This is a genomic window from Xanthomonas sp. NCPPB 1068 (genome assembly GCF_041479385.2).
In the GTDB taxonomy this organism is placed as follows: Bacteria; Pseudomonadota; Gammaproteobacteria; order Xanthomonadales; family Xanthomonadaceae; genus Xanthomonas; species Xanthomonas cannabis.
This window is the reverse complement of sequence record NZ_CM192986.1, coordinates 1,325,860-1,343,182: the sequence shown is the minus strand read 5'-3', so window position 1 is coordinate 1,343,182 and position 17,323 is coordinate 1,325,860. Positions and strand designations below refer to the sequence as shown.

General features: G+C 65.2%; 17 protein-coding genes. 5 read left to right on the top strand and 12 right to left on the bottom strand.

Annotated elements, in window-relative coordinates; genetic code table 11:
• Positions 1 to 28: 28 nt before the first annotated feature.
• A complete protein-coding gene (locus tag ACCQ12_RS05810) occupies positions 29 to 625 on the bottom strand; it encodes a TetR/AcrR family transcriptional regulator (RefSeq protein ID WP_372383136.1) in 597 nt (198 codons plus the stop codon).
• Positions 626 to 696: 71 nt separating this feature from the next.
• Here ACCQ12_RS05810 and bdcA point away from each other — a divergent pair, with 71 nt between their 5' ends.
• The 3 genes from bdcA to ACCQ12_RS05795 all read left to right on the top strand — a co-directional run bounded on the left by bdcA (position 697) and on the right by ACCQ12_RS05795 (position 3,881).
• Positions 697 to 1,410 carry an SDR family oxidoreductase gene (bdcA, locus tag ACCQ12_RS05805; RefSeq protein ID WP_166744051.1) on the top strand — a complete coding sequence of 238 codons (714 nt, stop codon included), beginning with the start codon at positions 697 to 699 and terminating at the stop codon, positions 1,408 to 1,410.
• A gap of 258 nt (positions 1,411 to 1,668) precedes the next feature.
• A complete protein-coding gene (locus ACCQ12_RS05800; RefSeq protein ID WP_372383135.1) occupies positions 1,669 to 2,532 on the top strand; it encodes a Smlt3025 familytype IV secretion system inhibitor in 864 nt (287 codons plus the stop codon).
• Positions 2,533 to 2,555: 23 nt separating this feature from the next.
• Complete coding sequence (locus tag ACCQ12_RS05795; RefSeq protein ID WP_372383134.1) at positions 2,556 to 3,881, top strand: Smlt3024 family type IV secretion system effector; 1,326 nt, start codon at positions 2,556 to 2,558, stop codon at positions 3,879 to 3,881.
• A 177-nt stretch (positions 3,882 to 4,058) separates the two neighbouring features.
• Here the strand turns inward: ACCQ12_RS05795 and ACCQ12_RS05790 are convergent, their stop codons facing one another.
• The 10 genes from ACCQ12_RS05790 to ACCQ12_RS05745 form a co-directional block, all read right to left on the bottom strand.
• Positions 4,059 to 4,355 carry a type II toxin-antitoxin system RelE/ParE family toxin gene (locus tag ACCQ12_RS05790; protein ID WP_184369500.1) on the bottom strand — a complete coding sequence of 99 codons (297 nt, stop codon included), beginning with the start codon at positions 4,353 to 4,355 and terminating at the stop codon, positions 4,059 to 4,061.
• A gap of 1 nt (position 4,356) precedes the next feature.
• Positions 4,357 to 4,641, bottom strand: a complete 285-nt coding sequence (locus ACCQ12_RS05785; protein WP_166751250.1) for a YlcI/YnfO family protein — start codon at positions 4,639 to 4,641, stop codon at positions 4,357 to 4,359.
• 177 nt (positions 4,642 to 4,818) lie between these two features.
• Positions 4,819 to 6,111: an adenylosuccinate synthase gene (locus ACCQ12_RS05780; RefSeq protein WP_166744048.1), complete on the bottom strand. Its 1,293-nt coding sequence runs from the start codon at positions 6,109 to 6,111 to the stop codon at positions 4,819 to 4,821.
• Between the two features lie 414 nt (positions 6,112 to 6,525).
• A complete protein-coding gene (locus ACCQ12_RS05775; RefSeq protein WP_179454896.1) occupies positions 6,526 to 6,711 on the bottom strand; it encodes a DUF2065 domain-containing protein in 186 nt (61 codons plus the stop codon).
• Between the two features lie 329 nt (positions 6,712 to 7,040).
• Positions 7,041 to 7,505 carry an REP-associated tyrosine transposase gene (locus ACCQ12_RS05770; RefSeq protein ID WP_047695449.1) on the bottom strand — a complete coding sequence of 155 codons (465 nt, stop codon included), beginning with the start codon at positions 7,503 to 7,505 and terminating at the stop codon, positions 7,041 to 7,043.
• 231 nt (positions 7,506 to 7,736) lie between these two features.
• The gene (hflC, locus tag ACCQ12_RS05765; protein WP_047695448.1) at positions 7,737 to 8,600 is read right to left on the bottom strand and encodes a protease modulator HflC; all 864 of its coding nucleotides are present in this window, start codon (positions 8,598 to 8,600) and stop codon (positions 7,737 to 7,739) included.
• Positions 8,600 to 9,736 (bottom strand): FtsH protease activity modulator HflK, encoded by a 1,137-nt coding sequence (hflK, locus tag ACCQ12_RS05760; RefSeq protein ID WP_372383133.1) that lies wholly within the window; start codon positions 9,734 to 9,736, stop codon positions 8,600 to 8,602. The genes hflC and hflK overlap by 1 nt, the downstream gene beginning before the upstream one ends.
• 432 nt (positions 9,737 to 10,168) lie before the next feature.
• On the bottom strand, positions 10,169 to 10,555 hold the full coding sequence (gene pilH / locus ACCQ12_RS05755) for a twitching motility response regulator PilH (RefSeq protein WP_039407238.1): 387 nt from the start codon (positions 10,553 to 10,555) through the stop codon (positions 10,169 to 10,171).
• A 605-nt stretch (positions 10,556 to 11,160) separates the two neighbouring features.
• Positions 11,161 to 12,057, bottom strand: a complete 897-nt coding sequence (locus ACCQ12_RS05750) for a DnaJ C-terminal domain-containing protein (protein WP_039565242.1) — start codon at positions 12,055 to 12,057, stop codon at positions 11,161 to 11,163.
• A gap of 397 nt (positions 12,058 to 12,454) precedes the next feature.
• A complete protein-coding gene (locus ACCQ12_RS05745; protein ID WP_047695446.1) occupies positions 12,455 to 12,931 on the bottom strand; it encodes an Hsp20/alpha crystallin family protein in 477 nt (158 codons plus the stop codon).
• A 163-nt stretch (positions 12,932 to 13,094) separates the two neighbouring features.
• Between ACCQ12_RS05745 and ACCQ12_RS05740 the strand changes: the two genes are divergently transcribed.
• Together ACCQ12_RS05740 and ACCQ12_RS05735 are read left to right on the top strand one after the other, a co-directional pair.
• Positions 13,095 to 13,577 carry a peroxiredoxin gene (locus tag ACCQ12_RS05740; protein ID WP_372383132.1) on the top strand — a complete coding sequence of 161 codons (483 nt, stop codon included), beginning with the start codon at positions 13,095 to 13,097 and terminating at the stop codon, positions 13,575 to 13,577.
• A gap of 40 nt (positions 13,578 to 13,617) precedes the next feature.
• Positions 13,618 to 14,178, top strand: coding sequence for a ferritin-like domain-containing protein (locus ACCQ12_RS05735; protein WP_047695444.1), 561 nt, complete (start codon positions 13,618 to 13,620; stop codon positions 14,176 to 14,178).
• 339 nt (positions 14,179 to 14,517) lie between these two features.
• Here the strand turns inward: ACCQ12_RS05735 and pbpC are convergent, their stop codons facing one another.
• Positions 14,518 to 16,938, bottom strand: coding sequence for a penicillin-binding protein 1C (pbpC, locus tag ACCQ12_RS05730; RefSeq protein WP_372383131.1), 2,421 nt, complete (start codon positions 16,936 to 16,938; stop codon positions 14,518 to 14,520).
• Positions 16,939 to 17,323 lie beyond the last annotated feature (385 nt).

Sequence of the window (17,323 nt, the reverse complement as noted above, 5' to 3'; positions counted from 1 at the left end):
ATCGCTCAACGGCGGAAGCCAGACACGCTCACCCAATTCCCCGCAGCGCCACCCGAAGCGCCTCCCCCGCCAACCGCGCACTCGCCAACAGGCGCTCCAGGCTCTGCCCATGCCGCGCGCTGGCCGACAGCCCGGCCATGGTGGTGCTGATGAAATCCGCCAGCCGGTCTGCGTCGTGCGGGCACTGCTTGACGATGTGGGCGCGGATCAACTCCTGTGCGGCGACATGAAAGCCGCAGGCGGCCTCGCGCGCCTGCGGGTCGTTGCTGCGCGTGCCTTCCAGCACGAGGCAGCCGGTGGCAGCGGGGTCTGCGGCGTAACAGCGGGCGGCGTGCTCCAGTACATCGGCCAGGGCGTCGGCCAGCGGGCGGTTGGCGTCCAGAATCTGCGGCAGCGGGATGGCACCGGTCTGCGCGTAGCGGTCGAGGATGCGCGCATACAGGCCGGCCTTGCTGCCGAAGGCGGCGTAGAAACTGGGCGGGTTGATGCCCAGCGCCTTGGTGAGGTCGGCCACGCTCAGTGCGTCGTAGCCGCGCGCATGGAACAGCTGTTGCGCGGTGGCGACCGCTTGGTCCGGGTCGAATGCGCGCGGCCGGCCGCGGGCCCTGGAGTTTTCTGTAGTCATTGTTACAAAATTCTTGACGGCAGGCCAAATCTATTATGTATTACTCGCTACATTAATTGCGAGGTGGGTGCATGTCAGCGTTCAAAGACAAGTCTGTGTTGGTGCTCGGCGGCAGCCGGGGAATTGGGGCCGCGATCGTGCGGCGCTTCGTGGCCGAAGGGGCGCGAGTGACGTTTACCTATGCCGGCTCTGCCGAGGCGGCGCAGCGCCTGGCCAGCGACACCGGCAGCAGCACGGTGCTGGCCGATAGCGCAGACCGCGATGCGGTCATCGACACGGTGCGGCGCAGTGGGCCGCTTGATGTGCTGGTGGTGAACTCCGGCATTGCGTTGTTCGGCGATGCGCTGGAACAGGATCCGGATGCGGTGGACCGGCTGTTCCGCATCAACGTGCACGCGCCCTACCACGCGGCCGTGGAGGCCGCGCGGCAGATGCCGCCCGGCGGCCGCATCATCGTGATTGGCTCAGTCAACGGCGACCGCATGCCGCTGCCCGGCATGGCGTCGTACGCGTTGAGCAAATCCGCGCTGCAAGGGCTGGCGCGCGGGCTGGCCCGCGACTTCGGGCCGCGTGGCATCACCATCAACGTGGTGCAACCCGGCCCGATCGATACCGACGCCAACCCGGAAAACGGGCCGATGAAAGACCTGATGCACAGCTTCATGGCGATCAAGCGCCACGGCCGCGCCGAGGAAGTCGCCGGCATGGTGGCCTGGCTTGCCGGCCCGGAAGCGGGCTTTGTGACTGGCGCGATGCATACGATCGACGGCGCATTCGGGGCATGACGCGGCGACGTTTGCGTTGAGGGCACTGCAGCTCGCCATGCGCGTTGATGGATGGCCGCAAACGCCCTCCGTCAACGCGCATGGCGAGCTGCTGTTGCACCGCCAGCATCGTGATCCACGCGCCTTAGCCTGCTGGCGGCGCGTGATCGCACTCGGATGTCATGCGGCGCTTGCACATGCAATGGCTGCCTGGACCTTGCTGTCGTGTTGACCCCGAGTTGCCTATAGTTCGTGACGAACCCTGCAATGGACTGACCCATGCACATGATGTCATCCGGCCGGTGCCTGGCCCTTGCACTCGCCGTCGCTGTGACCGGCAGTGCATGTGCACGGACGCCATCACCCGAACACAAAAGGACTTCCCCCATGTCGGACACCGTCACCACAGGCCGCACCATCAACGGGCACACCTATTCGGATGCTCCGGTTGACGTAAAGCTGGGGCCGAACACCTTCCGCATCCCCGCCAACTACCTGGATAGCCAGATCGCGCCATGGCCGGGCGAAGGCGTGACGCTGGTCATTGAATGGCCGGACATGACCCCCACCCCGCCCGGTGCACGGGCTAACCCGCGTACGAATGATTTCCGGAAAGAAATTTCCGTGTCGATCGACTACATCGACCGCGCCCCCATCGAAACATCGCTGGAGAGGCTGTCGTCCAACGAGGCCATCACTGAAGACGGTTCGGTGGAACGCCGAGATCCAAGAGATCGCCTGGACTTACGCATTGCCCAAACCGAGACCATGGGGCTAATGCTATACAACATTGACGAAGCAAAGATGGCAGGATTTTCGAAAGAATACGAAGCACGCTATGGCAAACCACCAACACGTAACCCCGGCTACGAAGACGACTGGTATATCGCGCGCGGACCAAAGGGCAACCTGACGACATTTATCAAATGCGACAGCAAGAAGTTTCGAGGAGATGGCGTGCGCCTGGAGGGTGATCAGGTCATCAACGAGGATGGCGCAGTTTCCGCCGGTTGCTTTCATTATTTCTCGGATATCGAGAATAAGCTGTCAATCAGGTTGACCTACAAAAGAGCGTTCCTGAAGGATTGGACGCGCATGGAAGACGCAGTACGGGATGTACTGGCGCGAACCAAAGTGCAGTAATCCGCCCATTGCCGGAGTGAATCATGAGTGGATTGACTAAGAAGGATTTGGCTGTCCTGACCAGCTATGCCAGAGATGGAAACCGCGAACTCTACTGGAACTATCTTTCCCAGTTGCCAGGTGCCGATGGCTACGGAACGTTGGCATTGGGTGTCGTTCGCAATGACAGCTTGCCCGGCCAAGTGGCAAACAGTTATGCCCAGGATTACGCCAGGCAACAACACGACAACGGATCGCGCTTTGCCAATGCCGAACTGAGTGAGCGCCAATGGGAGGTATTCGGGCAGACGCTGGTCAAACAGGATTTGGCGCAGCGGATGCATTGGATGGAACAGCGCCGCCCGGACCTGGCCTTGAACCTTCCTGGCAAGGATGTGATGACTGCACATGATCGAGCATTCGAATTTCATCAGCTCGACCCCAACTGCTGGACACCTCGCGTCCTTTTAGAAGCAGCCGAGCAAAAAAGCGGCCCGCAGAAGCTCGAAGAGATCTGGACCAACATGCTCGACAACGAGTATCGCGGCGCTGCCCGTATAAAGAACACGAGCTACGAGACCTTTGCGCAGATGGGACTGGCGGCCGGCAGCGAGTACCTGACCAAGCTCGGCACTACAGAAGCGATCCAGATGCTGGAGGGCCGCTCCGCCGTCGACCCCAATGTGGTCGGCAGCAACAGCTTCTATGCGATGTACTTCGAAAAAGAACAGAAGTGGGTGAACGTCAGCGCAGGCGGCGGGCATCTGTCCATGCGCGAAGAAACCAGTCCCGGCCGTATCGCCGAACTCGATGATGCCCGCGCCGTGCGCCTGGAGCGGCAGCAGAAAGCCACGCAGTTCCACGAAGACGATCCGTACCGCTCCATCACCCGCAGCCCGTTCACGGCGTCGGCTGACGGCCTGCCCGATCGGATGCAGGCGCCCACCAAACTGGCCGATATCGGCCCTGATCACCGGGACTACGCACTGCTACAGCAGGTGCATGCGGGCGTAAGCGCGATCGATGCGCAAGCCGGGCGCACACCAGACGCAAACAGCGAGCGCCTGATCGCCAGCGTGATGACCCTCGCCCGCCAGAACAACCTGGACCGGGCCGACCATGTGGTACTGAGCCAACAGACCGCCGACAGCCCGGCTGGCCGCAATGTGTTTGTGGTGCAGGGCGAGTTGAACAACCCGGCGCACCTGCGCGCCCACATGCCGACCGATGTGGCCGTGCAGACGCCGGTGGAGCAGTCGCTGCAGCAGCTGGAAGTGGCCAGTGCCGACCGCCAGCAGGCGTTGGCGCAGCGCCAGCAGCAGGAAACGGACAACCGGCAACGTGAGAGTGCGTCGATGCGCATGGGATAACGGCGCTGGGCGGGTGGCAAGGCATTGCGGCGGCTTCTGGGCAATGGCGTGCCGGCGATACCGGTTGGCAACGTCGGCGTGGCGCGCGACGATCTCCAGCACCGGCTTGCGCGGGTCGGGTGGCAGTGCATCGAATAACAGGGACGCCGGGCTACGGCGATGGGGCAACTGCGAACATCACGGCCCCGCAAAGCCCGCCTCACGTTGCGAGCGAACGGCCAGCACAAACACCGTGTCGATCTGCGCGACATAGCAGTACAGCGCCAGATAGCCATGCGCGCCGCGACCGATCACCAGTTCGCGTTTGTCGCCACCAGCCGGCCGGCCGATCAGCGGATTGGTTTCCAGCACATCGATTGCCGCGATGATCTCGTGCAGGCGTGCTGCGACATGTGCGGCTTCATGGCGCTGGAGGTGATCGAAGATCCGCTCAAGATCCTGTGCAACCTCCGGTGCCAGTTCGATACGCGCCACGCTACGGGGCTAATTTGCGGGCCGCGGGACGCTTTGCCGGCTCTCCAGCCATGCGCTTTTCCAGATAGCCACGCATGTCGTCCCAGGCGATGGTCTTTCCGGACGCCACGATGCCGGCATAACGCTGTTCGGCAACCGCATCGAAATCGGCACGACGTTCGACCGACTCCGCCTTTTCGGCGATCGCTTCCAGAATGAAATTATGTGCGGTCGTGCCGCCCTGCTTCGCCGCCGCAGCAACGCGCATCTTGAGTTCGTCTGGAAGACGGATGGTTGTGGTGCTCATGAAACCCTCAAGCGTGTGCATTTCGTACGCGCGAATGTAGCACAGGTGTGTCACACCACCGTGTCGTCACACCGCATGCCGTTGCCGGCCCGCCCGGAAGCGACCGCGCCTGAATCCTCAAACGCCAACGGCCCGGACAAGCCGGGCCGTTGGGTATGACAACGCGAGATCAACCGATCAGGCGAACGGGTCCTGCAGCACCATGGTGTGGTCGCGGTCCGGGCCGGTGGAGACGATGCTGATCGGGCAGCCAGCCAGTTCTTCCAGCGCACGCAGGTAGGCGCGTGCGGCCACCGGCAGCTTGTCCCACTCGGTGATGCCGTGGGTGTTTTCGGTCCAGCCCGGGAACTCCAGGTACACGGGGGTGCACTCTTCCCAGCCTTGCGCGTCCAGCGGCGCATATTCGGTGCGCTTGCCGCGGTATTCGTACGCAATGCAGACCTTGAGCTTTTCCATGCCGTCGAGCACGTCGAGCTTGGTGATGCACAGGCCCGAGATACCGTTGATGGCCACCGCACGCTTGAGCGCGACGATGTCCATCCAGCCGCAACGACGCGGGCGGCCGGTGGACGCGCCGTACTCGGCACCGCGGTCGCGGATGCCCTGGCCCACTTCGTCGTCCAGCTCGGTCGGGAACGGGCCGCCGCCCACGCGCGTGGCGTAGGCCTTGGCGATGCCAAGCACGTAGTCGATGGCGTCAGCGCCCACGCCGGTGCCGGCCAGTGCGCCGCCCACTGTGGTGTTGGAGCTGGTGACGTACGGGTAGGTGCCGTGGTCGATGTCCAGCAATGCGCCCTGCGCGCCTTCGAACAGCACGCGCTTACCCTGCTTGCGCAGGTCATGCAGGATGCCGGCCACGTCGGACTTCATCGGCTGCACGTAGTCGCCGAAGGCCAGCGCCTCGTCGAAGGTCTTCTGGAAATCGACCGCTTCCACGCCCAGGTACTTGGTCAGTACGAAGTTGTGGTAATCCAGCGCGGTGCGCAGCAGTTCTTCCAGCTGCGGCGGGTAATGCAGGTCGGCGATGCGGATACCGCGACGGGCCACCTTGTCTTCATACGCCGGGCCGATGCCGCGGCCGGTGGTGCCGATGGCCTTGCCGCCGGCGGCCCTTTCGCGCGCCTGGTCGAGGGCGATGTGGTACGGCATGATCAGCGGCGCGGCCGGGGAGATTTTCAGGCGCGAACGCACTTCCACACCGGCGCCTTCCAGCTCGCTGATTTCCTTGATCAGCGCGGCCGGGGAGATCACCACGCCATTGCCGATCAGGCACAGCGCGTCGTCGCGCAGGATGCCGGACGGAATCAGATGCAAGACGGTCTTCTTGCCGTTGATGACCAAGGTATGGCCAGCGTTGTGGCCGCCCTGGAAGCGAACGACCGCACCGATCTCTTCGGTGAGCAGATCGACGATCTTGCCTTTGCCTTCATCGCCCCACTGGGCACCGAGCACGACAACTGATTGACCCATGACGGGTGAACTCCTGAGTTTTGCTGCAGCCATCGGGGCCGCGGGATGGGACCGGCTCGGGCTGGCGGCGCCACCGTACGCGCGGCTCCATCGGGGAGCGTTGCAGCGGCGACCAGCCCTGACACGGAAAAAGCCGAACGGGGTGCTCTGCGTGGAGCGTGCCCGGCCGGCTTTTGTGCATTATCCGGGTTTCCGGTGGCGTGCACTACCCCCGGCAAACGGCGGATCGAGGGCTAGCCGGATTGCCGCTGGCCATCGGTCGCGCGGTGCTCCGGGCGCTGCCGGCCCCCTAGCAATCCCAAACCCCATCGCGGGTCGTAGGAGCGCACCCGGGCGCGACTGCTTCACCGGTAACGCCTGTCGCGCCCAGGTGCGTCCATACGCTGCCCATTTCGGTCGGAAGGGACCACCCACTCAGTGACGCACGATCCACAGCGCGACCGCACCCAGCACCAAGGTCACACCGCCGATGGCACGCAGTTGGGCCGTGGGCAGGCTGAACAGCTGCTCGACCATCCGCTTCCAGACGGCGGGCGCGGCGAACAGCAGCAGGCCTTCGATGACGGCGATCAGGCATAACGCGGACAGGAACTCGTGCATCAGCAACACCAGGACGACGTGGGAGTTGCAGTGTGCCCGGTTCGGCAGCCCGACACGCCACACCGTAGGAGCGCACCTGGGCGCGACGGGCATTGCCGGTAAAGCCGTCGCGCCCGGGTGCGCTCCTACATGGCAGGGTGGCGTGCCTCGCGAGATCTGCAGATCGCCCGACGCACGATCATTCGGTCCACGATAGGCACTGAATCGACACCCGGACACACCGCGCCGGTAGGAGCGCACCTGGGTGCGACGGGCATTGCCGGTAAAGCGGTCGCGCCCGGGTGCGCTCCTACGCGGATGCCGGGGTTTGGATGCGCATTAATCCCCTCTCAGAGCCAGATTGCGTCCCAGAACGGGTAATCGCCCACGCGGCTGACCAGCCCGGCACGGAGGGGATTGGCGATGAGGTAACGCGCGGCTGCGTGCAGGTCGTCGTCCTTGCGCAACGCGTGGTCGTGATAGCTGTGACTCCAGACCGGTGCGTGATGCTGGCGCTGATCGTTCACCGCACGCGCTGCGCACGCCTTCATGCGTGAAGCGGCGTCGGCCAACGAGGTGACGCTCCCCAGTTGCAACAGCCAATGGACATGGTCCGGCATCAACACCCAGGCCAGCAGCGTGGCATCGCAAGGCGTGGCGGCAGTGAATGCCCGGCAGGCGGTTGCTGCAAGCAGAAAATCTGCGAACACAGCGCGACGCTGCCATGTCGTGGTGGTCAGCAGGTATGCGCTGTTGGGCAAAGACTGCCTGCCGCGGCGCAACGCGCGATGCCCCGGAGAATCGATATCGGCCATGGCGTGATGCTGACGGCATTGGGCAACGCGGGATATCGGCGGTTGCCGCGTTCTGCGCTAGGGGATCTCTGTGGCGATTGACTGCCAGGTGAGATCAGCGGGGTCCGCCGGTAAGGCCCGTCGCGCCCGGGTGCGCTCCTACGGTGGGGGGCGCGTCTGCCTGCGCGGCAGTAACAGGCGCATGCAAAAACGCCCGCGTTACGCGGGCGTTTTTGTTTCAAGGCAGAGCGATCACCGATCGCTCTTGAGGTACTGCAGGAATGGGTCGTTCTTGTCGAGCACGACCACGCCGTTACCGTCGGTCATGGACTCGCGGTATGCCTCCAGGCTGCGGTAGAAGGCGTAGAACGAGGGGTCCTTTGCGCCGGCCTGGCCATAGATGCGGGCCGCGTCGGCATCGCCTTCGCCGCGCAGTTTCTGGGCATCGCGCTCGGCATCGGCCTTGATGATCGTGCTTTCGCGATCGGCTTGTGCACGGATGGTCAGGGCCTGCTCTTCGCCTTCTGCGCGCAGCTTGCTGGCTTCCTGCTTGCGCTGGGCACGCATGCGCTCGTAGACGTCGGTGATCACCTGGCTGTCGGTCGGCAGGTCGATCTGCTTGATGCGCAGGTCGGTGATCTGCATCCCCAGGCCCTTGATGGCGCCATTGATGCCCTTGAGCTGGCTGGCGATCAATTCGCTGCGGTCGCCGGAGACCAACTGCTGCAGAGTGCGCGAGTTGATCTGGTTACGCAGCGAGTCGGTGATGATCGGGGCCAGGCGCGAGTTGGCCACCGACTCCTCACCACCGGTGGCGCGATAGAACGCCCGCACATCGGAGATGTAGCCGATGGCGAAGAAGTCCACGCTCACGTCTTTCTGCTCGGCGGTGAAATAGCGCGCCGGGGCGGTATCCAGCACCTGGAAGCGGCGATCGAACACGCGTACCGATTCCACCACCGGAATCTTGAAGTGCAGGCCGGGCTTGAGGTCGGCGCGCACCACACGGCCCAGGTTGAGCACCATGGCCGTCTGGTCTTCGCGCACCACGAACACCGAGCCCATCAGGGTCAGCAACACGGCGACGATCAGGCCGATGACTAGCGAATTCTTCATTATTCGGTTCCCTCACGGCCGGTCGGGCGCGGCCCGCGCTCCGGGTTGCGGATGGCCTCGCTGCTGGAGCTTTGCGGCGGATTCAACAGCACGTCCTGCGGCACCATCGACGGCATGCCGCTGTTGCCCGTATTGCCGCTGGTCGCGGACGCCTTGTTGGCATCGGCCGGCAGCGGTACGTAGATGACCTGGCGGCCATCGCTGCCGATCACCTTGCGGTTCTCCGAGAGCACCTTCTGCACGGTTTCCAGCCACAGGCGCTTGCGCGTGACTTCGGGCGCGCCGGCGTACTGCTCCTGCAGCAGGCTGAAGCGGTCGGCGTCGCCCTCGGCCTTGGAGATCACCGCCTGCTTGTAGCCTTCGGCACCGGTGCGGGTGCGTGCACCCTGGCCACGTGCTTCCGGTACCACCTTGGCGGCATACGCCTGGGCTTCGTTGATCAGGCGCTCGCGCACCTGCTGGGCACCGTTGACCTCGTCGAAGGCCGGCTTCACTTCTTCCGGCGGACGCGCGTCGGGCAGGGTCACGCCGGTGACGGCCAGGCCGGTGTTGTAGGCATCCAGCGCCGCCTGCAAGCGGTCCTTGGAGGCGATCGCCAGCGGGCCGCGATTGTTGAGCACGGTATTGAGATCCGAGCGGCCCACCTGCTCACGCACGGCGCTTTGCGCGGCCTGCTCCAGCACCAGGTCGGCATTGCGCGAGCCGAACAGGTACTTGCGCGGGTCGCTGATCTGGTACTGCACGTTGAGCGAGACATTTACGATGTTCTCGTCACGGGTCAGCACCGGCACCTGGTTGCTGAAGGTCTTGATCTCGGTGGCATTGACCTTGCGCACCGACTCGATCGGCCACGGCAGCTTGAAATTGGGGCCGGGCTGCAGGATGCGCGAGAACTGGCCGAAGCGCAGCACCACGCCACGCTGCTGCTCGCCGATGAGCTGGAAGCTGGAGAACAGCACCATCAGCACCACCGCGACCAGGATCCAGCGCCCCGCACCACCGTCGAACAGCTCTTTCAGCGGCGCAGGCAGATTGCCCCAACCGCCACCGTTGCCACCACCGCGCGGGCCCCAGGACCTGCGACGGTTGGGATCCGGGCCGTCTCCGCCCTTGTTGCCGGGTGTGTTCCAGGCCATGCACGCTCCATGATCGAGGGGCTGTGCGGGCCAGTCCCGCAGTGCCGCCATGTTGTTTGATTCGCCGATTCTACTAGATGGGGCAGACCGGCCGTTTTGAAAGGCCCGGTCCGGTGCATCGGCGATTTAGCCGCTGGGTGGATTGGGGCCCATTGCTGTGCAGCATGGCATGTGCGGGGGACGAGGGACCTCGCTGGCGCGCCGGTGCCCTGTTGATGGATGACCAGCACAAGTACCTGCCGGTCTCACCGGGCATGCGCGAGGACGGACGCACTGACCGCAGCGCTGATCTGCCCTGCCTTGCCCGGCGGCAGCCTTGCCGGCTGGCTGATGTGGAACCGTCACCGACACTGCCGGCAGCTGCGGCGCCGGCCGCCACGGTAGTGCGGCAACGGCCGCAGGGGCTGCACACGCGGCGCGGCACCCCCGCGATCACGCCGTCGGCGATTCGTCCTTCTGGTTGAACACGCGCTCCATCACTTCCAGCAGTTCGTCTTCGGAAAACGGCTTGGTGATGTAGGCGCGGGCGCCCTGGCGCATGCCCCACATGCGGTCGGTGTCCTGGTCCTTGGTGGTCACCAGGATCACCGGGATATGCTGGGTGGTGGGCTCGCGCTTGAGCGTGCGCGTGGCCTGGAAGCCGTTGAGGTTGGGCATGACCACGTCCATCAGCACCAGATCCGGCAGCGACTCCTTGGCCGCTTCCACGCCGGCGGCGCCATCGGTGGCGGTGATGGTCTCGTGCCCGAGCTTCTCGACGATGCGCTGAATCCCCAGCAGCTGCGACGGCGAGTCGTCGACGATCAAAATGCGTGCCATGTGTTTCCCCTAGTGTGCGCGGCGAGTGTAGTGCGCCGGCTGCGCTTTCGATAGCTGGGCCAGGTTGGTGGTTGGTGGTTGGTGGTTGGTGGTTGGTGGTTGGTGGTTGGTGGTTGGTGGTTGGCGAAGGTTGCGACATGCGATGGACTGACGCGCAGTCGTTCTTTGTAGGCGACTGCTGGAGTACTACGTCGGCCAAGCCACGGTTGGATTCAACGCAGGAATCGACGGACAGCGACGCTGATCCCTTCTCGCATCGGACATTGCTTGCTGCATAGGGGAGAAGGTGGCGCGCAGCGCCGGATGAGGTGCGGCTGCGGCTCGATGGCGCAGGTCGAGGTCGACTGCCGCATTGCTGACCTACGTACCCTCACCCCAACCCCTCTCCCGCAGGAGAGGTGCTTATCCTTCTTCTCCCCCACGAGGAGAGGGACGTGCACCCTTCTCCCACCGGGAGAAGGTGGCGCGCAGCGCCGGATGAGGGTGCGGCCGCGATTCGACAGCGCAGTTCGAGGGCGACTGCCGCATCGCTGACCTACGTACCCTCACCCCAACCCCTCTCCCGCAGGGAGAGGGGCTCTTCTAGCAGGCGCTGATCAGCTCACTCACACCGTCTCGCCAAATGCCTTGGCGAGATTACGGTACGCCTTCTTCTGCGCGTCGTCGGTGGGAGCCGGGGCCAGGATCTCCAGCTCCACGATCTGGTCACCCGGGGTCGTGCCCGGCAGGCCGCGGCCGCGCAGGCGCAACTTGCGGCCGGCGTCCGAGTCGGCGGGCACCTTCAGTTCCACCGAGCCGCCCAGGGTCGGCACGCTGATGGTGGTGCCCAGCGCTGCCTGCCAGGGCATGACCTGCAGGGTGTACAAAATGTTGCGCCCGTCCACCTCGAACTGTGGGTGGGCGGCGTACTCGATCTCCAGCAGCAGGTTGCCGCCGCCGTTGCCCTGCCCGCTCAGGCGGATCACCTGGCCTGGCTGCACGCCCTTGGGCACGCGCACGTCCAGCTGCTTGCCGTTGATGGTGATGCGCACGCTGTCACCCGAATGCACGGCTTCCAGCGGTACCGCGAGTTTGGCGCGGGTGTCGCCGCGCGTCTGTGGGCCGGCACCTGCGCCCGCACCGGCACCCGGGCCGCGCGGACGGCCACCGCGCTGGCCGGCGAACAGGCTCTCGAAGAAATCGCTGAAACCGCCGCCGGCGCCGCCGTTGCCGAACACCTCTTCATAGTCGAAGCCCTGCCCGCCGCCATAGCTGGGCGGGGCCTGGAACTCGTCGCCCGGGCGATACCCCTGCGCCTTCAACTGATCGTAAGCCTTGCGCTTGGCCGGGTCGCGCAATGCCTCGTAGGCTTCGTTGATCGCCTTGAACTTGTCTTCGGCGCCGGCTTCCTTGCTGACGTCGGGGTGGTACTTGCGCGCCAACCGGCGATAGGCGGTCTTGATTTCCGCATCGCCCGCGCTGGGCTCCACGCCCAGCGTTGCGTAGTAATCCTTGAATTCCATCTAATCACCTCTGGAAAAAAAACGGCCCGCAGCCGAGGCCACGAGCCAGTTCGAGGGCGGGCATTCCCGTAGGACAGCCATGGATGGCGCAGCTGGCGAAACGTGACGGGTACATGCCGTACCCGCAACTGCACCACCAGCCGCACCCGCATGACGGTCACGCAACGGGGTTGCTGGCCGATCTCTTCGCAGCCGGGCGGGCGACCGCGCCTATTCTACGGCGCGGTCGTCGCCGGGGAGCGAAGTCAGGCGACATCGCTCCAGGGTCCGTTGCCTCGCAGCGGTGCGCCGCCTGCACGGGTGGTGGTCGCCGGAGGGCCGAAGGCTGGGCGCACCAGCGCTCAGACCAAACAGGCGACTCGCCCGGCAACTACCTCAGCGCAACCGCTGCGCGCGCTTACTGCACGGTGCTGCCACTGGTGTCCTGCCCGTTGCCCACCTGAATGCGACGCGGGGTGGCCGCCGGACGCTTGGGAATGCGGATTTCCAGCACACCGTTATGCCCGGCTGCGGTGATGCCGTCGGCATCGGCGCTATCGGGCAGCGCGAAGCGGCGGTGGAAGCTGCCGTAGCGGCGCTCGATACGCGAGAAGCGCTCGGTCTCGGTGCTGGACTCGCCCTTGCGCTCGCCCTTGATCGACAGGATGCCCTTGTCCATCTGCACCTCGATCTGGCTGGGGTCGATCCCCGGCAGGTCGGCATACAGTACGAAGTGATTGGCCTCTTCCTTGATGTCCACACGCGGCACCCACTGCGCGGTCACCACCGCCGATTCGTCGGTGTCGCCGTTCTGCTCGAAGAAGCGGTCGAACACATGCTTGATCTCGTTTTGCAGGGCGTGGGTGGGCCACTGGGGATAACGAACGATGTTCATTGCGAGCCTCCAAAAGGTTGGGTAAGGGGCCGGCGGCGGCGGCATGCGCGCACCGCGCCGGCCATGTGCGTCAGATAGGCGTCGCGCTGCGGATTTCAAGCGCGTTGACGCGCCTTTCCCCTGCCCTTTTCTAGAATTCGTTCAGCCACAGGAGCACAGCCCCATGACCATCGCCGTTGGTGACAGCATTCCCGAAGTGGTGCTCAAGCGCATGCGCGAAGGCATCGAGGCGGTCGACACCCATACCTTGTTTGCCGGCCGCAAGGTGCTGCTGTTCGCGGTGCCGGGCGCATTCACGCCGACCTGTTCGGCCAAGCACCTGCCGGGCTACGTGGAGCACTTCGAAGCGTTCCGCAAACGCGGTATCGAGGTCCTGTGCACCGCCGTCAACGACCCGTTCGTGATGCAGGCCTGGGGCCGCAGCCAGTTGATACCCGACGGCCTGCATCTGCTGCCCGACGGTAATGCCGAACTTGCCCGCGCACTGGGCCTGGAAATCGACGCGAGCGGCTCGGGCATGGGCCTGCGTTCGCGTCGCTACGCGTTGTATGCCGACGACGGCGTGGTCAAGGCCTTGTTCGTCGAAGAGCCCGGCGAATTCAAAGTGTCTGCAGCCGATTACGTGCTGCAGCACCTGCCCGATTGAAGCGTAAGTCCCCGTCCACTCAGAAGGAAAACGGCCAGCCATGTCTGATCAGCCAGCCAGCACCACCCCCGCCGGTATCACCGATACCGCCACCCTGCGCGCCCGCGCACGCCAGAGCATCGAAGACGGCGCCATCACCGAGAGCTACCATGCCGATCGCGAAAAAGTGATCGCGTTGCTCAACACCGCGCTCGCCACCGAATACGTGTGCACCTTGCGCTACTACCGCCATTACTTCATGGCCAAGGGTATGTTGGCCGATGCGGTCAAGGGCGAATTCCTGGAGCACGCGCAGCAGGAACAGGCGCACGCGCACAAGCTTGCCGAGCGCATCGTGCAACTGGGCGGCGAACCCGACCTCAACCCGGACACGCTGACCAAGCGTTCGCACGCCGAATACAAGGAAGGCACCGACCTGCGCGACATGGTCAAGGAAAACCTGATCGCCGAACGCATCGCCATCGACAGCTACCGCGAGATGATTGATTTCATCGGCGACAAGGACACCACCACCAAGCGCATCCTGGAAAGCATCCTGGCCCAGGAAGAAGAGCACGCCGACGAGTTCGCCGACATGCTGGAAGGCTGGATCGGCGAATGAGGTGATCGGTGTGGTGCTGCGCACCGCATGCATTGGGAGCGCAGGCAACGTCGATCATTTGCACGTGCCTGCAACCGCGATGCGCTAGGTCATGCCGGATGACTGCATCGGCATGACGTGGACACCCCTCGATAACGAAACAGACAGGGCGCCACGTGCGCCCTTTCTGTTTTCGGCGCATGTCGCACGACGACGTAACCGCGTCAGCAAGTCACAAGATCGATACGCAGTGCTTCTCGTAGGAGCGCCCCCGGGCGCGACGGGCCTTCCCGGTAACGCCCATCGCGCCCAGGGGCGCTCCTACATGTCAGCTGGTGATCGATCACGCTGCGGCGGCGCTCAGCGCAATACGCGAAAACGCACCTGCGTCCATGCACCATCGCTGGCCATTGCGGTAAGCGTATGCATCCCGACTTCTTCGAAGTCGCGCTGGAATCCTTGTCGTCCGTTGGTCTGCGCGATCCAGCGGCCGTCCAGCAGCCAGTCGATGCGCGCCTCGCTGCCCAGTGCGCGCAGCTGCAGGCGCACCGGGCGTGCGGTGTCGTTGGCGCGCGCCAGGGTGGCGCGGTCGGTCAGGCCGTCGATCCGCAGCACACCGCCGCCGGTCATGCGCCCGTCCGGCAGGCAGTCCGGCGCCAGTGGCGGCAGTTGTGCGGCGTGACGTTCTGCGGCGCTGAGCCAGGGCGACACCAGTGCCGGCCAGCGCGCCAATGCACGCGCCGCACGCGCGTGCGGCTGGGTGCACTCCTGTGACAGGCGCAGGCCGCTGCGCGCGTCCACCTCGAACTGCAGCTGCCCGCTTTGCCACAGGCGTGCATCGCGCTCGGCAAAGGTGGGTGGTACCGCGCCGTCGAGCGCGTAGGCGTCGGCACGGCGCGCGCACAAGGGCGGTGGCGTCTGGTCGGCAGCACCACCCAGCGGCCAGCAGATCTGCACGCGCTGCACGGTGGCCGGCATCGGCAGCGGCGCACTGTCGCCGGCACTGCGCGGCAAGGCATCGATGACTTCGAACATCAACGGCAACGCAGTCACCGCGCCGTATTGGCCGGGCAACGGCGTGCCATCCGGCCGCCCCACCCACACGCCCACGGTGTAACGCCGCGTGCCACCGATCGCCCAGGCATCGCGGTAGCCGTAGCTGGTACCGGTCTTCCACGCCACGCCCGGACGCGCTGCGGTATCGAAGGTGCCGCTGCCGTAGCCAGGGCGCGGATTGCTCTGCAGGATCTCACGCACGATCCAGGCCGCGCCCGGCGACATTAGCCGGCGCTCGACGCGCGCATCGCCGGGCGTATAGCGCACACGCCCGGCGATGCCGCCGCGATTGAGCGCGGCGAATGCACCCACCAGTTCCTGCAATTGCGCGCCGGTGCCGCCCAGGATCACGGCCAGCGATGGCGTACTGCCACGCGGAAAATGCAGGGCGATGCCGGCATTGCCCAATCGCGCGGCAAAGCGCGCCGGGCCGATGCGATCAAGCAGATCCACTGCCGGCACGTTCAACGACAAGCGCAATGCAGTGGCTGCGCTCACCGGGCCATTGAAGGCTGCATCGAAGTTGCCCGGCCGGTAATCGCCAAAGCTCTGCGGCGCGTCTACCAGCAGGCTCTCCGAGTGGATCAGGCCATCGTCCAGCGCCATGCCGTACAGGAACGGCTTGAGGGTGGAGCCAGGCGAGCGCCAGGCCTGCACCATGTCCACATGCCCCAGCCGCTGACGATCGCCGAAGCTAGCCGAGCCGACATAGGCGCGTGCTTCCATGCTGGCGTTGTCCACCACCAGCAAGGCTGCAGAGGTGCGCTCGGGCAGCTGCGAAAAATACGTGGCCACGCGCTCTTCCAGCGTGCGCTGCAGTTCCACATCCAGCGTGGTTACGATGCGCGCCGCGCGCGGCTGCGCGCTGTGCAGGCGCTGGGCAAGCAGGGCCGCATGCAACGGCGGCTTGAGCGAGCGCGTGACCACCGGCTCGATGCGCGCATCGTCCACCTGCGCGCGCGACCACACGCCCAGCTCCACCATGCGATCGAGCACCTTGTCGCGGGCGCGTTGCGCCGCTTCCGGGTGACGGTCCGGCCGCAAGCGGCTGGGCGATTGCGGCAGCACCGCCAGCAACGCGGCTTCGGCCTGCGACAACGCTTTCGCCGGTTTACCCAGGTACGCCCAGCTGGCCGCTTCCACGCCTTCGATGGTGCCGCCGTAGGGCGCCCGTTCCAGGTACAGGTTGAGAATCTCGCGCTTGCTCAAGTGGGCTTCCAGCTGCAATGCGCGCAACAACTGCTTGGCCTTGCCCCATGGCGTGCGCGTGTGCGGGTCCAGAATGCGCGCCACCTGCATGGTCAGCGTCGAGCCGCCGGACACGATGCGGCCCTGCCCGATCCACTGCCCGCCGGCACGCAGCAGGCCCCACGGATTGACGCCGGGATGGCGCCAGAACCAGCGGTCTTCGTAATTGAGCAATGCCTGCAGATACAGTGGCGACACGCTCTGCGGCGTGGCCGGATAGCGCCACACGCCATTGCGGTCGGCAAACGCACGTAACGGCGTGCCGTCGCGCGCAACCACCAGGGTGGAGGTGTCGCGGGATTTGGGCAACGGCAACGGGAAGGCCAGATCGAGCAGCAGCAGGGCGCTCAGCAGGGCAGCCGCACTCAAGCGCAGCCACCGCAGCCAGCGGCGCCCGTCGCGAGCCTGATGGTTCGGCGCTTTCGGGTGCGCCTGCGTCCGATCCATCCCTGTTTTTACCTGCGGCTGTTCATCCATCGCGCAGAGCATGCAGGGCAAAACGCGTTTCGGCCACTGCTATGCGGCCCGGGCCCGGCGTCTTGGCGCGATCAGCTGCACGACAGCCGGACAAGCTACTGGCCCAAGGGCCAGGCGCAAACCCTGAGCGACAGGTGGATATCCTTGCGATCCACCGTCTGATCTTATCCGTGGCCGCCGCATGAAGTGCCTGCAACGATCAGGCCACTCACACCGAAGGGCGTGGTCGGTGCCCATCGGTAGCAGCACGCATTGCCGGCAGGCAATGGCCATGCCTACAAATACAGTTTGGTTGACGTGACGTATCGGTCGTTGCGTTGTTTGATGCACCGCGCGCCGTGCTACACCTGGTTGCCGCCGCGTGGGACAGCCGCCTGGTCGCTTC

Bases quoted from the DNA above. Each gene is read 5' to 3' on its own strand.
- ACCQ12_RS05795 (WP_372383134.1), top strand. From the start codon at position 2,556: ATGAGTGGATTGACTAAGAAGGATTTGGCTGTCCTGACCAGCTATGCC.
- ACCQ12_RS05745 (WP_047695446.1), bottom strand. From the start codon at position 12,931: ATGAACATCGTTCGTTATCCCCAGTGGCCCACCCACGCCCTGCAAAAC.
- ACCQ12_RS05810 (WP_372383136.1), bottom strand. From the start codon at position 625: ATGACTACAGAAAACTCCAGGGCCCGCGGCCGGCCGCGCGCATTCGAC.
- ACCQ12_RS05780 (WP_166744048.1), bottom strand. From the start codon at position 6,111: ATGGGTCAATCAGTTGTCGTGCTCGGTGCCCAGTGGGGCGATGAAGGC.
- hflK (WP_372383133.1), bottom strand. From the start codon at position 9,736: ATGGCCTGGAACACACCCGGCAACAAGGGCGGAGACGGCCCGGATCCC.
- ACCQ12_RS05785 (WP_166751250.1), bottom strand. From the start codon at position 4,641: ATGAGCACCACAACCATCCGTCTTCCAGACGAACTCAAGATGCGCGTT.
- hflC (WP_047695448.1), bottom strand. From the start codon at position 8,600: ATGAAGAATTCGCTAGTCATCGGCCTGATCGTCGCCGTGTTGCTGACC.
- ACCQ12_RS05750 (WP_039565242.1), bottom strand. From the start codon at position 12,057: ATGGAATTCAAGGATTACTACGCAACGCTGGGCGTGGAGCCCAGCGCG.
- ACCQ12_RS05770 (WP_047695449.1), bottom strand. From the start codon at position 7,505: ATGGCCGATATCGATTCTCCGGGGCATCGCGCGTTGCGCCGCGGCAGG.
- ACCQ12_RS05800 (WP_372383135.1), top strand. From the start codon at position 1,669: ATGCACATGATGTCATCCGGCCGGTGCCTGGCCCTTGCACTCGCCGTC.
- pbpC (WP_372383131.1), bottom strand. From the start codon at position 16,938: ATGGATGAACAGCCGCAGGTAAAAACAGGGATGGATCGGACGCAGGCG.
- ACCQ12_RS05735 (WP_047695444.1), top strand. From the start codon at position 13,618: ATGTCTGATCAGCCAGCCAGCACCACCCCCGCCGGTATCACCGATACC.
- ACCQ12_RS05775 (WP_179454896.1), bottom strand. From the start codon at position 6,711: ATGCACGAGTTCCTGTCCGCGTTATGCCTGATCGCCGTCATCGAAGGC.
- ACCQ12_RS05740 (WP_372383132.1), top strand. From the start codon at position 13,095: ATGACCATCGCCGTTGGTGACAGCATTCCCGAAGTGGTGCTCAAGCGC.
- bdcA (WP_166744051.1), top strand. From the start codon at position 697: ATGTCAGCGTTCAAAGACAAGTCTGTGTTGGTGCTCGGCGGCAGCCGG.
- pilH (WP_039407238.1), bottom strand. From the start codon at position 10,555: ATGGCACGCATTTTGATCGTCGACGACTCGCCGTCGCAGCTGCTGGGG.